Raw genomic sequence first — 13,443 nt, forward strand, 5'->3', positions numbered from 1 at the left:
TGACTCAACGGGAGCATTATTTAATGTGCATTATGCACACTTTTAAGCGCCTTGCCTTTGATCCGTGACCCAAATTCACCCCGGGGGGCTGGTCTGGCCTATAAGGCTGTGTTGGGCGTGATGCTTTATAAACAACGGCGCGAGCCATTGGTTCCCGGCCTGAGTTCAGGAACGTGAACTGGACCACAGAGTTAGGGTAGGCCAGGCTGGAGTGTGGCGACAGTGTCGGCTAGACAAAAGGGCCCGGCGTTCGCCGGGCCCCAGGGGATTACTCTTTGTAGTCGTCCAGCAGATCGCTGCCGGACTCGAAGCGACTCATCAGATCCGTTTCCGGCTGGGGAGCGGCCTGCTCTTCAGGGGCTTCCTCCAGTTCGATGCCCAACTGGGTCATCAACTGTTCGATTCTGTCCAGCTTGCCGTCCAGCCACTGCTGATCCTCGGCACTGAGCACCTCATCCTGGTCCAGGCGGTCCAGCAGGGCGTTGAGCCGTGGCAGGTTCTCCAGTTTCTCCAACTCCTGCTCGGGAGAGAGGGGCTTGGCCACCGGTGCCTCCTTCTGAGGGGCGACCAGGGAGATGGGCTTCTTGCTGCCCAGGCGTGGATCCATGGGGTCCTGAGGCCGATCTGCCCGCTGTCTGGACTTGGCAGAGCCTTCATTCTGGCGAGAGCCAGCGGCCTTGCCCTTGGCGCTCCGGCGCTTGCCTTCGTGACCGGCTCCTTTTTCGGTGCGGGTCTGCTGCCGGGGTCCGTGAACATTAATCTTGCGGGATTTCTTCTGTCTCGTCATCGTTTGCCTCCAGAGTGGGCGGCAGGTTATACCAGATTATGCCGCTTTTTGCAGCAGTACGACGTCATTACCAATAAATTCTACTGTCAGGCTGTCCCTCTGGGCCAGGAACTCGAAGGTGGTCCGGCTGAAAAAGCTGACATGGGTGGGGTCGTTCTTGTAGTGCCAGTTGGCAAAGGCCTGTTTGTCCTTGACCAGCTTGGTCATCAGCGCCAGGGTGCCGCCGGGACGCACCAGCTCCAGCAGTAACTGCCATTCCCGCCCGGGTCGGTAGAAGTGCTCAATGGCTTCGGTGCAGGTGACAAAGTCATAGCGGTTTCTCAGCGGCGCCCTGTCTGGGTGGAAATAGGGGTCATAGATGGCCATGGAGTGCCCCGCCTCCTCCAGCATCAGTGACAGGGTCGGCCCCGGGCCACAACCAAAGTCCAGCCCCTGGCTACCTGGTGTCAGCCTCTGCATCAGCGGCTGTGCCAATCGGGAGAGGAAGCGGCGGTATCCCTGGTCTGCCGGACCATTCTGATGCTGATCGTACTGATGCTTCTCTGCCGAGGGGGGCAGCAGGGCGTTGGGGTCGGCAAACACCAGCTCACACCTGGCGCATTGGAAGTAGTGACGTTTCTTGTCCTGATGATAGTGCTGAGTCTGGTGGTGCTGACAGAGGGGGCAGTGCATAGGGGTCCCGAAACCTCGAAGGAGCCGCTGGGGCGTGTTGATTTTTTATGGCGGACCCTTGCGGACAACGCCTCGCAAAAGTTCACTGGCCCATTATAAGAGGAACGCTTGTTGCTGGGAACCTGACGGTGCGGGAAATAAAAAAGGCAGCAGAGTCTCCTCTGCTGCCAGGCAATGGGGTGTCTGATGACACTCACTCATTCGGGTATTCAGGCAATCCTTACCTGCGATGTGACTTTCCCGGTCTAGATCCGTCTTCTTTTTACTGCTTCCGTGCGGCTTTTTTCGTTTTCGGCCTATCCTGGCGCTTTATTCTTCTTCCTGAAGGTTTTCCTTAACAAGGCTAATGTCATCGTCCTGATGACAAGCATCTTCCTGACGTAATACAACCATCCATGTTGAACTTAGATGCTGGTCCTTCTGCTCGAGCTCTCCGGCTCGTTTCCTCCTGAAGAGTTTCCGTTCCATCACCCATCTCCTTGGGTGTTGTCCCTTTTTTTTCGGTGACACTCCGGCCGCCGAGTTCCTCTCCTTTGGATGCCCCATACTCTACTTAATTTGAGCTGGATCGCAACTTTTTTTGCGGTTTTGTTACCGTCGCTCGCGATTGTTAACAGTGCAATTGCTTGATGGTATTAGCTTTGAGGGGGATTCGGTAGTGAAAAAGACTTAAATCTCTCAATGTCGCAATGGCAAATGTCTTACAAGAGGAATCGTGGAGGGGGATGCGCCTTCTGTGATCCAGGTCAATGAGCCGCAGATGTTAAAAAGGCGAGCCACCGGCTCGCCCTTTACCCTGATTGCGCTATTCCGGCCTATTTCAGGCTGGAGATGTACTGGCTCAGCAGGCTGATGTCCTCGTCGCGCAGGTTCTTGGTTACGCCGGTCATCATGCCGTTGAGGTCGTTGGCGCGGGCACCGCTGCGGAACTTCTCCAACTGGGCCTTAATGTAGTCCGGATGCTGTCCCGCCAGGCTGGGGTAGCCGGCCAGGTTCATTCCTTGCCCTTTAGGACCGTGGCAGGCTGCACAGGCGGTAATCTGACGCTGAGCGTCACCACCCATATACAGCTTTTCGCCCTTGGACTGGGTGGCTGCATCCACCTGAGCGCCGGCGGAGATGGTTTGGGAGGCATAGAAAGCGGAGACATCCGCCATCTGCTCTTCATTCAGGGTCATGACCATACCGGCCATAATGGGATCGTTTCGACCCTCTTTGCCGCCGCTCATGGTGCCCTGCTTGAACTCTTTCAGTTGCTTAAGCAGGTAGCCCTGATGCTGGCCAGCCAGTTTGGGGTACATGGGGACCATGCTGTTCCCGTCCATGCCGTGGCAGGCGAGACAGGTGGTGGTGGCAACTTGCTGCCCTTTGGCTTCATCTCCCTGGGCCTGAACAGTACCGCTGAAAGCGGCGAGCACAGAAAGTGTTAGTGCTAATTTTTTCATGGTGTTCCAACTTTTATTTGCGTGGCTCGTTCTTTCCCTGTCCAGCCTCGCCCCGTGATAGACTATTGGGGAGGCTCGCAGAACGCATTTTACACTAATTTGTCGTTAGATCTAAAAAATTGGCGTAATGTGACCCAGAGCAACCCTGTAAAACATCAATGGAGATCCTAAGTGAGCGATACCGCCATCGATTTTCGCCGCGCCAAGTACATGCTCAGCGCCCCTGACATCAGTTTTCTGCCGCCAGATACCGGGATCGAGGTTGCGTTTGCAGGCCGCTCTAATGCGGGAAAATCCTCTGCTCTCAACACGATGACCGACCAGAAAGGCTTGGCTAAGACCTCCAAGACCCCGGGTCGTACTCAGATGATCAACCTGTTCGAGGTGGGGGACGATCGTCGTCTCGTCGACCTGCCCGGCTACGGCTTCGCCCAGGTTCCCCTGGAGATGAAGAAGAAGTGGCAGAAGGCTCTGGCTGAGTACCTTGAGAAGCGCCGCTGTCTGCGCGGGGTGGTGGTGATGATGGATTGTCGTCATCCTCTGAAGGATCTGGACGCCAACATGATCCGTTGGTCCGTGGCGGCCGAACTGCCGGTTCTGGTCCTGCTGACCAAGGCGGACAAGCTGAAGCAGGCGGCCAAGCAGAAAACCCTGAGAGACGTAAAGTCCGCCCTGGAAGAGTTCGGTGGTGAGATAAAGGTGCAGCTGTTCTCCTCATTGAAGGGAACCGGCCGGGGTGAAGCTATCGCCCATATTGGTCGTTGGCTGGATCCTCAGGATGAGGTGGTGGCCGAGTAAAGGCAGACCACTTGCACTGAAGGCGCCCAAGGGGCGTCTTTTTTGTGCGGGCGCCAAAAAAGAAAAGCCGGCGACGAATGATCATCACCGGCGTGTAAAAAGCTTAATTGGGGAGAAGCTTTTTCAACGATAACAAGACGAGAGTCGCCCGGACTCGGATTCCGGGGGACGACCCTATGAGCCCATCATAACCTCTCTGCAACAAAAACTAAAGCATTTGCTCTAATCCGGATGTGCGAGAAGCGTACAGTGAATTCCGTAACTTGGTGAAAGTTTTCAGACATAGAAAAGAAAAAACCCCGGTGACAAGTGTCACCGGGGCGCCATAAATATTGGCTGATCGCTGAGAGCGATCGAATAAGGTTTGTTAAGATAGAACATCTTACCTCTGTACCCTACAGACGAAAGCATAGCCAACCAGGTTGCTTTATAAAAGCGAATTCAGTCCCAGAAGAGAAATTTTGTGATCTTGATCGATAAATTACTCCACATTTCACGCTTTTTGATCCAATAACTACATAAAGTCTCATTATCCATCTGTTTACCTGTTCGGTTCCTTACCGCAATAAGCCGTCAAAATGTGATCTGCGATCCACTCGTCGATCCTGGGAAGGGATCCTTCAGATCTTACGGCGGCATTTTTTGCAGTTCGGCCGGTCTGCCCTGATGAAAGTCCACTTACAACCTATGGGCAAAAAAAAGGGGAGCTCAATGCTCCCCTGATGCGGTCATGGCGCCCTGGTTAAAACCATCCAGCCAGGATTACTGCGCCCTAGTGGGCCTGGTCCCAGTTGTCGCCGATGCCGGCTTCGGCAATCAACGGCACATCGAGCTGAGCGGCGTCGGCCATCAGGTCACACAGCGCTTGGCTGTGGGCCTCGGCGTGCGCCTGCTTCACTTCAAACACCAGTTCATCGTGTACCTGCATCAGCATGCGGATCTCATCCTTGTCCTGTTTGGACAGGTACTCGGCCACACTGATCATCGCCCGCTTGATGATGTCGGCGGCACTGCCCTGCATGGGGGCGTTGATGGCAGTGCGCTCCGCGGCCTGCTGGCGCATCTTGTTGCGGGCATTGATGTCCGGCAGATGCAGACGACGGCCAAACAGGGTTTCCACATACTGATCGTCATGGGCCTGCTTGCGGGTGTCCTCCATGTAGCGCTTCACCCCAGGGTAACGCTCGAAGTAGATGTCGATGTACTGCTGGGCTTCCCCTCTGGGGATGTGCAGTTGCTTGGCCAGCCCGAAGGCGGACATGCCGTAGATCAGGCCGAAGTTGACCGCCTTGGCCCGGCGGCGCTGCTCGGTGGTGACCTCATCGAAGGTTACCCCAAACACCTCGGCGGCGGTTGCCCGGTGAACATCCTTACCCTGGGCGAAGGCCTCCAGCAGCCCCTTGTCCTGAGAGAGGTGAGCCATGATCCGCAGCTCGATCTGGGAGTAGTCGATGGCCAGCAGCTTGTAGCCTTCGGGAGCAATGAAGGCCTGGCGAATGCGCCGTCCCTGTTCGCTGCGGATGGGGATGTTCTGCAAGTTGGGATCCGAGCTGGAGAGGCGTCCGGTAGCGGTCACCGCCTGATGATAGGAGGTGTGTACCCGGCCATTGGGCTGCACCAGCAAAGGCAGCTTGTCGGTATAGGTGCTCTTCAGTTTGGCCAGGCTGCGGTGCTCCAGAATCAGTTTGGGCAGCTCGTAGTCCAGGGCCAGGTCCTGCAGTACCTCTTCGGCGGTGGAGGGGGCACCCTTAGGCGTCTTCTTCAGCACCGGGTAGCCCAGCTTCTCGAACAGAATATGTTGCAACTGCTTGGTGGAGGAGAGGTTGAAACTCTCACCTGCCAGGTCGTGGGCCTGCTGTTCCAGGGCGTCGAGCACATTGGCGATTTCGGTGGATTGCTGATGCAGCAGATCCGTGTCCAGCAGCACGCCCTGGCGTTCGATGCTGGAGAGGATAGGGACCAGGGGCATCTCGATGTCGCGGAACACCTTGTGGCAGCCCTCCAGCTCCTGGAGTCGGGGCAGCAGGTGCTGGTGCAGTTGCAGGGTAATCACCGCGTCCTCGGCGGCGTAGGGGGCCGCCTCTTCCAGGGGGATCTGGTTGAAGGTTTTCTGCTTGGCCCCTTTTCCTGCGATATCCTCGAAGTGAACCGTTTTGTGGCTCAGATACTTGAGGGCCAGGTCGTCCATATTGTGCTTGCCTGCGGTGGAGTTGAAGCAGTAGGACTCCAGCATGGTGTCAAACTCCACTCCCTCCAGCTTGATGCCGTAACGAGCCAGCACAGACATGTCGTACTTGAGGTTCTGGCCCACCTTCTTACGGGAAGCGTCCTCCAGAAGCGGCTTGAACTTGGCCAGAACGTCATCTCTGTCCAGCTGTTGCGGGGCACCCTCGTAGTCGTGCCCCAGCGGCAGGTAGGCGCCCAGCTTGGTGTCCACGGCAAAGCTCAGACCCACCAGCTCCGCCTTCATGTAGTTGAGGGAGGTGGTCTCGGTATCCAGGGCGAACAGCTCCGCCTTGTGCAGCTTGTCCAGCCACTGATCCAGCTGCCCCTGGGTCAGAATGGTTTCGTGTTCGAACTCGCTGGCTTTGGCGGTGTTGCCCCCGGCCTCTTCGGAAGCATCAGCTTTGTCCCCTTCCAGCACCTCCCCCAGCCAGCGTCGGAACTCCATCTCGCCATAGAGCTTCACCAGGGCATCACGGTCCGGGGCGATCACCTTGAGGTCGGTCATTGCCTGGTTCAGGGGAACGTCCAGTTTAATGGTCGCCAACTGATAGCTGAGGAAAGCTTCCTTTTCATTGTCGCGAAGCTTCTTGGGCATGGTCTTGGCGCCCCGGAAGCCCAGTGTCGCCACCGCATCCGGATCGCCATAGATGGCATCCAGGCCACCGATCCCTTGCAGCATTGCCAGGGCGGTCTTCTCACCCACGCCGGGCAGTCCCGGAATGTTGTCGACCTTATCCCCCATCATCGCCAGCAGGTCGATGATCAGCTCAGGCCCCACACCAAACTTGTTCATCACCCCTTCCGGGTCCATCACTGTGTCGGTCATGGTGTTGATCAGGGTGATGTTGTCGGTCACCAGCTGGGCCATATCCTTGTCGCCGGTGCTGATCACCACTTTGTGACCCGCCTCCTCAGCCTGCTTGGCCAGGGTGCCGATCACGTCGTCAGCTTCCACCCCTTCCACGACCAGAAGCGGCAGTCCCATGGCGCGGATGATGTCGTGCACAGGCTGAATCTGACCGCGCAGGTCATCGGGCATGGGGGGGCGGTGCGCCTTATATTCAGGGTAGAGATCATCCCTGAAGGTTTTACCCTTTGCATCGAACACCACCACCATATGGCTGGGGTTGAACTGACGAATCAGGCTGCGCAGCATGTTGATTACGCCGTAGACCGCTCCGGTGGGCTCCCCCTTGGAGTTGGTCAGGTGCGGTGGCGCATGGTAGGCGCGGTATAGGTAGGAGGAGCCGTCGACGAGGATCAGGGGATTTTCGGGAAGCTGGGCCATGTGGATTTTTTACTGTTGAAAGTGATGGCTAAGCATGCCACGAGTGCCCGGAATTCGCTAGGGTGAAGGTGATTTTCCACAGAGTTGTCCACAGGATATGGCGGCGCCCAGAGGTGTGGATAACTCTGTGAATTTCTGCAGAGTGGCGGGGATCGCGCCAAAACTCGATCGAGATCAAAGACTTGGTGCTAGATCAATAAAATCAAATGGTTACCTGAATGATCTTTGGCGATCCTGGCCAAAGATCCCACAAAACCCGTATTGTGGATATTGCTATTCGAAACAGGTTTAGCGGAGGATACACTGGAGGGCGTAAGTAACAGCGGCAATGCTATCCGACATCTGGGTGATTAACTTAGCACAAAAAATCGCCGTGTATAGAGATCGCCGTTAACAACTTAGCAATATTTGGCTATATAAAATTAATTTTTTAGTCTCATGCGTAATAAGGAAGAAAACCATGAAGAGGATTGCGGTACTGCTTAGTGGCTGTGGTGTGTTTGATGGCTCCGAGATACACGAATCTGTCCTGGCGTTGCTGGCCATTCAGGAGAAGGGAGCGTCTTATCAGTGCTTTGCTCCTGACAGGCCCCAACTGCACGTGGTGAATCACCTCACCGGCGAGGTGGCGGAACAGGAGAGCCGTAACTGCCTGGTCGAGGCAGCCCGCATTGCTCGGGGGGAGGTGTTGCCCCTCAGCGATCTCCATGCGGCGGACTACGATGCCCTGGTGGTACCCGGAGGCTTCGGGGCCGCTAAGAATCTGTGTGATTTTGCCTTGTCGGGCAGTGAATGCCAGGTCAGTGATGATGTGATGGCGGTGGCTCTGGCCTTTGCCCAGGCGGGCAAGCCCTGCGGTTATCTCTGCATCGCGCCGATGATGCTGCCTCGCATCTATGGCGAGGGGGTGCAGGGCACCATTGGGGATGATCATGACACCGCAGCCGCGTTCAACGCCATGGGAGGTGATCATAGGGAGTGCTCGGTGGAGGAGATCCATGTGGACGAGACCCATAAAGTCGTAACCACGCCTGCCTACATGCTGGCCAAGAGCCTGCCTGAGGCCGCCACCGGGATTCGTGCCCTGGTCTCTCGGGTGATTGAGCTGTGTGGATAGCAACGGGCAAAAAATTGGCCGGCAACTGAGTTGCCGGCCTAATACCGTGTGAGCAATGCTGTGAGCTAAAACAACCACCCTAACTATCAGGGGGCTAAAGTTGGAACGCAGTTAAATAATAACTATTCTCATTTGCATTGCAAGTGTCTTGAACACTTTTTATAAACTTTTTTCCAAGAGGATGCGGTAGTCCAGCGGGGTATCACTGGCTTTCTGCATATCCACCAGGTGGTAACCCTTACCCAGCAGCATTCGCAGCATCTCGGGGTAACGGTTGCGGCTCTTCACCTTGATCAGTTTATAACCCTGCTCCCGGGCCCAGCTTTCCTGGGCTCTGAGCAGGGTTTTGGCCACACCCTGGCCTCGAAACTGGGGCACTACCGCGCCCAGCCAGGAGTAGAACTGCTGCTCTTCCAGGGCATAGCCCACCTTGAAGCCTGCGGCCTTGCCTTCCACCTCGGCGATCTGAATCAGGTGGGGGACATTGCCCAGACGCTGATCGTACTCCTCTCTGGGGTAGGGAGTATCCAGCTCGGGGACCTGCTCCACCAGAGCCATCACTTCATCAATTGTGCCTTCACGCCAGTTCATAGGGTCTCTCACTCAGGTAATTCAGATTGCAGTTGTTGGATAAAACCTTCCATCCAGCGCCAGCGACGCTCGCCTTCCTGCCGTCCCGCGTCGGTCTTCAGCTGGCCAGCCAGGTGCTGAAGCTTAACGTAGAAGTGGTCCAGGCAGTAGGTTTTGTCGTCATACTCTCTGGACTCGGCGAAGGGGTCGCCGCCGTGATAGAGGGTACTCTGCCACTGGCCACCCAGCATCAGGCAGCGGGCAGTGCCGATGGCACCCAGGGCATCCAGCCGGTCGGCGTCCTGCAGCACTTGGGCTTCCAGGGTGTTGGTCTCCAGCCCGGCGCTCCAGCTGTGGCTGGCGATGGCATGGTGGATGGCGTCCAGCAGCTCGGTGGGGTAGTCATGCTGTGCCAGCCAGGCCACCGCGGCGTCGGCGCTCAGGGTCGAGGCCTGGCTGCGGCGGGGATCCCGTTTGTCGATGCTGACGCAGTCGTGCAGCAGGGCCGCAGGCAGCAGGATGTCCGGGTTGGCACCCTCCTGCTGGCCCAGGCGTCCGGCCGTGGTGTAGACCCGGAGGATATGGTCTAGGTCATGAGCGGCATCGCTCTGATGGGTGGTGAGCCAGTCCAGGCCCAGCTGTTTCAGTGATTCAGTGAAATGCCGCGGTGTCATCAGGCAAAGTGTCTCTCAGTAGTGGCGGACGACGTCAGGATGCGGTCCGACAGGAATTTCAGCAGAACGCCATAGGCGGGCAGGAAAAGCCCAAGGCTGATCAGCAGCTTGAAGCCATAGTCCACGCTGGCGATCTCCGGCCAGTGTTCTGCCATATAAGGGTTGGAGCTGGCATAGAATGCCACTGAAAAGAACACCAGGGTATCGATCAGGTTCCCAAAAATGGTGGAAGCCGCCGGCGCCACCCACCAGGCCTTCATCTGACGCAGCCGGGCAAACACCTTGATGTCCATCAGCTGACCTAAGAGGTAGGCGGCAAAGCTGGCGAAGGCGATGCGACCGACGAAGGTGTTGAACTCCTGCAGCCCTTTGGCGCCCTGGAACTGGCCCTCGAAGAACAGCACCGACACCAGATAGGAGGCCAGCAGCGCGGGAATCATCGCCCCAAAGATGATGCGCCGCGCTTGGGCCGCGCCGAAGATGCGTACGGTCAGATCCGTGGCCAGGTAGACAAAGGGAAAACTGAACGCGCCCCAGGTCGTGTGTCGATCAAAGATCTGAAAGGGGAGCTGAACCAGGTAGTTACTGGCAGTGATCACCACAATATGAAAGCTGATCAGAATGATCAGGGCGCGTTTAACCTGCGCAGGGGTCAGTTGCAACATCGAGTGTACCTTTTTGGTAAGCGGGGTGAGGGAACCCGGGAAATTGTGAAATGCCCGGTCTGGGACCGGGGGGCGCAGATTATATCTGGGCAGGGACAAAATACAAGGCCATGGCTGAGGGTTTTCGCGCCGATGTCCGCCCATTTTTGCATCAGCGCAGGCGAATATACCCGACTGGATCAATAGGTTTATCTGGGGCCCGGTGGCATAATGGTCGCCACTATGGCTCAAGAGGCAAGAAGATGGCACAGCAGGACTGTTGCAGCCAGCCGGGGCTGATGCTTCCGGCCGAGGCACTGGAAAAGATGTACGCCGCCTGCGCTCCCCTGAACCGGGTGGAGGAGGTGGCTCTGGAAGAGGCGGTAGGCCGGGTGTTGGCGGAGGAGATCTGCTCCCTGATCGACCTGCCCGCGTTCGATAACTCCTCCATGGACGGCTATGCCGTTCGCGCCGCTGAGGTGGTGAAGGGCCAGCCCCTGGCCATTGCCGGCAAAGCCTTTGCCGGCACCCCCTTCGAAGGCGAGATTCCCGCGGGGGCCTGCGTACGCATCATGACGGGGGCACCGCTGCCGCCGCAGATGGACGCCATCATCATGCAGGAGGAGGCCAACGTCGAGGGCGACAGCGTCAGCTTTAACGTGGAGGTGTCTCCGGGCTTTTTTGTGCGTCACCGTGGCAGTGAACTGACTCAGGGGCAGAAGGTCCTGAGTGCCGGCACCCGGGTGGGCGCCGCCGAGGTTGGTGTGCTGGCCACCGCCGGCCATGGCCAGGTCAAGGTGCACAAGCCTATCACCGTGGCGCTGTTCTCCACCGGTGACGAGCTGGTGCCTCCGGGCCAGCCCCTTAAGGCGGGCCAGATCTACGACTCCAACCGTCACGCCCTGCGTACCATGCTGACCGAGATGGGCGCCGAGGTGATCGACCTGGGGGTGATTCCCGATGATCTGCAACTGGTGCGTGACGCCTTCCGTCGCGGCGATGAACTGGCCGACGTGGTGGTCACCTCTGGCGGTGTTTCCGTGGGAGAAGCTGACTACATCAAGGTGGTGCTGGACGAGATGGGCAGCATCAACTTCTGGAAGCTGGCGATCAAGCCGGGCAAGCCATTCGCCTTCGGCAAGCTGCCCAACTCCTGGTTCTGCGGCTTGCCCGGTAACCCGGTTTCCTCCATGGTGACCTGCTATCAACTGGTGCAGCCCTTCTTCAAACACCTGGGCGGTGAACATCGTCACCAGCCTCTGACGCTGAATGCCACACTGACCAACGCCATCCGTAAGAAGCCGGGTCGTCAGGAGTATCAGCGCGGCGTGCTCAGCCACAATGCCCAGGGACAACTCGAGGTCGCCACTACCGGTGCACAGGGGTCAGACATGACCACCTCTATGAGCCGGGCCAACTGCTTTATTGTTCTACCCAAAGATGCGGGTGGTCAGGAGCCCGGTGTCCAGGTGACGGTGGAACCCTTCAACCAGGTCCTGGGAGGTCTGTAATGGAGATCCTGTCCGATAAGGAACTGATGCGGTACAACCGCCAGATCGTCATCCCGGCGTTTGACATCGACGGCCAGGAAGCGCTGAAGCAGGCGCGGGTCCTGGTGATCGGAGTCGGTGGCCTGGGCTGCGGCGCTGCCCAGTATCTGGCCGCCGCCGGCATTGGCCAGCTGACCCTGGTGGACTTTGACGAGGTGGAGAGTCACAACCTGCAGCGTCAGATTTTGCATACTGACGCCCGCGTGGGCATGAACAAGGCGGAGTCCGCCAAGGCCGCCATCGCCGAACTCAACCCCAACGTCGAGGTGGTGGTGATCACCCGGCGATTGGAAGATGAGGCACTGACGGCTCAGGTGGCGGACCACACCCTGGTGCTGGACTGCACCGACAACCTGGATACCCGCAATCAGCTGAACCGGGTCTGCTATGGGGCCAAGGTGCCCCTGGTCTCCGGGGCTGCCATCCGCATGGAAGGTCTGGTGACCGTGCTGAACTACGCCGAGGATCAGCCCTGTTACCACTGCTTCTCCGCCATGTTCGGTGACCAGCAGCTCAGTTGCGTGGAGAGCGGCATTCTCTCCCCCGTGGTGGGACTGATCTCCAGCATTCAGGCCACCGAGGCGATCAAGCAGATCTCCGGCATGGGTAAGCCCCTGCACGGCCGAATGCTGATGGTGGATGCCATGACCATGCAGTTCCGGGAGATGAAGGTACCCAAGATGCCCGGCTGCAGCGTTTGCGGTTAATCAAGACTCCAGTTACAAAGAGGGCCTGCAGGCCCTCTTTTTGATCCTCCCTTTCGGTGACTAGCCGCGGTTGACCACCCACAGGGCGTGGATGATGCCGGGAACGTAGAACAACAGGCACAGCAGGATATTGATCAGCAGGGGGCCGCCCATCCCTTTGTGCAGAAACACGGCCACCGGCGGCAACAGAATGGCGATGAGGCTGAGGAGGAGCTTGTCTTTATCCATCAGTTTTCCTTAGCGTTATTCTTATTCTCAGTATAACGCCATTTACAGCGGAGGGTGTGCCTGCCACTGGCGAACCGCTTCCTGTACCTGGGGTGACAGGTAGTGCTCTCCCCGCTCGGGCAGTCCGACGAAGTGATGCTGCTCTCCGCGAAACTCGAACGCCAGGCTCAGGGCGTGGAGGTAGGTGCGATCCGCACTGCTGCCTCCGTAGAGTCGGTCGCCCAGAATCGGTGCGCCCAGGCTCTTGAGGGTGACGCGAATCTGATGGGTCTTGCCGCTCAGGGGACGCAGCAGATAGAGGCGCAAGCCCTCTCCGAGACCGGTACTGACAAATTGGGTGCTGGCCTGGCTTCCTTCGCCCTCCCGCGCCAGCTTCCAGGCGCCTCGCCTGGCTTTGACGATATGCCCCTTGACCCACCCCTGCTTTTTCTTGGGCTTGCTGTCCGACAGGGCCAGGTATCGCTTTTCCATGCTATGTTCGGCAAAGGCACGGCTGAGTTCGGCGGCGGCCTCTGACGAGCAGGCCAGCAGCAAGACTCCGGAGGTGGGGGTGTCCAGCCTGTGGACCGGAAAGAGTTTCAGCCCAAGCTGCGCTTCCAGCTGCACCACCAGTCCGGGCTGCCCATCCTGGCTGTGGAAATGCACCCCTTCGGGCTTGTTGATCACCACAAAGTGTGGATGTTGGAAGAGTACTGGAATCATCATCAGGGAGGCGTTTACTGCGAATGACGGCAGTG

Annotated in this window: 14 protein-coding genes; 4 read left to right on the plus strand and 10 right to left on the minus strand. The window is 57.9% G+C overall.

Annotated elements, in window-relative coordinates:
- Positions 1-268: 268 nt before the first annotated feature.
- From yihI to ACN0RV_RS00675, 4 genes are all read right to left on the minus strand, one after another.
- Positions 269-787, minus strand: a complete 519-nt coding sequence (gene yihI, locus ACN0RV_RS00660) for a Der GTPase-activating protein YihI (protein WP_417344652.1) — start codon at positions 785-787, stop codon at positions 269-271.
- A 36-nt stretch (positions 788-823) separates the two neighbouring features.
- Positions 824-1,459, minus strand: coding sequence for a class I SAM-dependent methyltransferase (locus ACN0RV_RS00665; RefSeq protein WP_417344654.1), 636 nt, complete (start codon positions 1,457-1,459; stop codon positions 824-826).
- 309 nt (positions 1,460-1,768) lie between these two features.
- Positions 1,769-1,927, minus strand: coding sequence for a hypothetical protein (locus ACN0RV_RS00670; protein ID WP_417344656.1), 159 nt, complete (start codon positions 1,925-1,927; stop codon positions 1,769-1,771).
- 347 nt (positions 1,928-2,274) lie between these two features.
- Positions 2,275-2,904, minus strand: a complete 630-nt coding sequence (locus ACN0RV_RS00675) for a c-type cytochrome (RefSeq protein ID WP_417344658.1) — start codon at positions 2,902-2,904, stop codon at positions 2,275-2,277.
- A gap of 171 nt (positions 2,905-3,075) precedes the next feature.
- On the opposite strand from ACN0RV_RS00675, the gene yihA reads away from it, so the two are divergent.
- Positions 3,076-3,702, plus strand: a complete 627-nt coding sequence (gene yihA, locus ACN0RV_RS00680; RefSeq protein WP_417344660.1) for a ribosome biogenesis GTP-binding protein YihA/YsxC — start codon at positions 3,076-3,078, stop codon at positions 3,700-3,702.
- Positions 3,703-4,474: 772 nt separating this feature from the next.
- Here the strand turns inward: yihA and polA are convergent.
- A complete protein-coding gene (gene polA / locus ACN0RV_RS00685; RefSeq protein WP_417344662.1) occupies positions 4,475-7,216 on the minus strand; it encodes a DNA polymerase I in 2,742 nt (913 codons plus the stop codon).
- A gap of 460 nt (positions 7,217-7,676) precedes the next feature.
- On the opposite strand from polA, the gene elbB reads away from it, so the two are divergent.
- Positions 7,677-8,333: an isoprenoid biosynthesis glyoxalase ElbB gene (elbB, locus tag ACN0RV_RS00690; protein ID WP_417344663.1), complete on the plus strand. Its 657-nt coding sequence runs from the start codon at positions 7,677-7,679 to the stop codon at positions 8,331-8,333.
- 159 nt (positions 8,334-8,492) lie between these two features.
- On the opposite strand, the gene ACN0RV_RS00695 is transcribed toward elbB, so the two are convergent.
- From ACN0RV_RS00695 to ACN0RV_RS00705, 3 genes are read right to left on the minus strand one after another with little or no spacing between them, the layout of a single operon-like run.
- Positions 8,493-8,924 (minus strand): GNAT family N-acetyltransferase, encoded by a 432-nt coding sequence (locus tag ACN0RV_RS00695; protein ID WP_417344664.1) that lies wholly within the window; start codon positions 8,922-8,924, stop codon positions 8,493-8,495.
- 8 nt (positions 8,925-8,932) lie between these two features.
- A complete protein-coding gene (locus ACN0RV_RS00700; RefSeq protein ID WP_417344666.1) occupies positions 8,933-9,577 on the minus strand; it encodes an HD domain-containing protein in 645 nt (214 codons plus the stop codon).
- Entirely contained in the window at positions 9,577-10,242 is a 666-nt protein-coding gene (locus ACN0RV_RS00705; RefSeq protein WP_417344668.1) for a 7-cyano-7-deazaguanine/7-aminomethyl-7-deazaguanine transporter, read from the minus strand. Before ACN0RV_RS00705 ends, ACN0RV_RS00700 begins: the two co-directional genes overlap by 1 nt.
- 242 nt (positions 10,243-10,484) lie before the next feature.
- Here ACN0RV_RS00705 and moeA point away from each other — a divergent pair, with 242 nt between their 5' ends.
- Together moeA and moeB are read left to right on the plus strand one after the other, a co-directional pair.
- Complete coding sequence (gene moeA, locus ACN0RV_RS00710) at positions 10,485-11,732, plus strand: molybdopterin molybdotransferase MoeA (protein ID WP_417344670.1); 1,248 nt, start codon at positions 10,485-10,487, stop codon at positions 11,730-11,732.
- Positions 11,732-12,478, plus strand: coding sequence for a molybdopterin-synthase adenylyltransferase MoeB (moeB, locus tag ACN0RV_RS00715; protein WP_417344672.1), 747 nt, complete (start codon positions 11,732-11,734; stop codon positions 12,476-12,478). Before moeA ends, moeB begins: the two co-directional genes overlap by 1 nt.
- Positions 12,479-12,538: 60 nt before the next feature.
- On the opposite strand, the gene ACN0RV_RS00720 is transcribed toward moeB, so the two are convergent.
- Both ACN0RV_RS00720 and ACN0RV_RS00725 read right to left on the minus strand, forming a co-directional pair.
- The gene (locus tag ACN0RV_RS00720) at positions 12,539-12,706 is read right to left on the minus strand and encodes a YqaE/Pmp3 family membrane protein (protein ID WP_417344674.1); all 168 of its coding nucleotides are present in this window, start codon (positions 12,704-12,706) and stop codon (positions 12,539-12,541) included.
- Positions 12,707-12,748: 42 nt separating this feature from the next.
- A complete protein-coding gene (locus tag ACN0RV_RS00725; RefSeq protein ID WP_417345376.1) occupies positions 12,749-13,408 on the minus strand; it encodes a TIGR01621 family pseudouridine synthase in 660 nt (219 codons plus the stop codon).
- Positions 13,409-13,443 lie beyond the last annotated feature (35 nt).

The organism is Ferrimonas sp. (assembly GCF_048263965.1).
Taxonomy (GTDB): Bacteria; Pseudomonadota; Gammaproteobacteria; order Enterobacterales; family Shewanellaceae; genus Ferrimonas.

What these genes read in the sequence shown, in the direction of transcription:
- moeB (WP_417344672.1), top strand. Translation starts at nt 11,732, where the DNA reads ATGGAGATCCTGTCCGATAAGGAACTGATGCGGTACAACCGCCAGATC.
- ACN0RV_RS00720 (WP_417344674.1), bottom strand. Translation starts at nt 12,706, where the DNA reads ATGGATAAAGACAAGCTCCTCCTCAGCCTCATCGCCATTCTGTTGCCG.
- ACN0RV_RS00670 (WP_417344656.1), bottom strand. Translation starts at nt 1,927, where the DNA reads ATGGAACGGAAACTCTTCAGGAGGAAACGAGCCGGAGAGCTCGAGCAG.
- ACN0RV_RS00665 (WP_417344654.1), bottom strand. Translation starts at nt 1,459, where the DNA reads ATGCACTGCCCCCTCTGTCAGCACCACCAGACTCAGCACTATCATCAG.
- polA (WP_417344662.1), bottom strand. Translation starts at nt 7,216, where the DNA reads ATGGCCCAGCTTCCCGAAAATCCCCTGATCCTCGTCGACGGCTCCTCC.
- elbB (WP_417344663.1), top strand. Translation starts at nt 7,677, where the DNA reads ATGAAGAGGATTGCGGTACTGCTTAGTGGCTGTGGTGTGTTTGATGGC.
- ACN0RV_RS00700 (WP_417344666.1), bottom strand. Translation starts at nt 9,577, where the DNA reads ATGACACCGCGGCATTTCACTGAATCACTGAAACAGCTGGGCCTGGAC.
- ACN0RV_RS00695 (WP_417344664.1), bottom strand. Translation starts at nt 8,924, where the DNA reads ATGAACTGGCGTGAAGGCACAATTGATGAAGTGATGGCTCTGGTGGAG.
- ACN0RV_RS00725 (WP_417345376.1), bottom strand. Translation starts at nt 13,408, where the DNA reads ATGATTCCAGTACTCTTCCAACATCCACACTTTGTGGTGATCAACAAG.
- moeA (WP_417344670.1), top strand. Translation starts at nt 10,485, where the DNA reads ATGGCACAGCAGGACTGTTGCAGCCAGCCGGGGCTGATGCTTCCGGCC.
- yihI (WP_417344652.1), bottom strand. Translation starts at nt 787, where the DNA reads ATGACGAGACAGAAGAAATCCCGCAAGATTAATGTTCACGGACCCCGG.
- ACN0RV_RS00705 (WP_417344668.1), bottom strand. Translation starts at nt 10,242, where the DNA reads ATGTTGCAACTGACCCCTGCGCAGGTTAAACGCGCCCTGATCATTCTG.
- ACN0RV_RS00675 (WP_417344658.1), bottom strand. Translation starts at nt 2,904, where the DNA reads ATGAAAAAATTAGCACTAACACTTTCTGTGCTCGCCGCTTTCAGCGGT.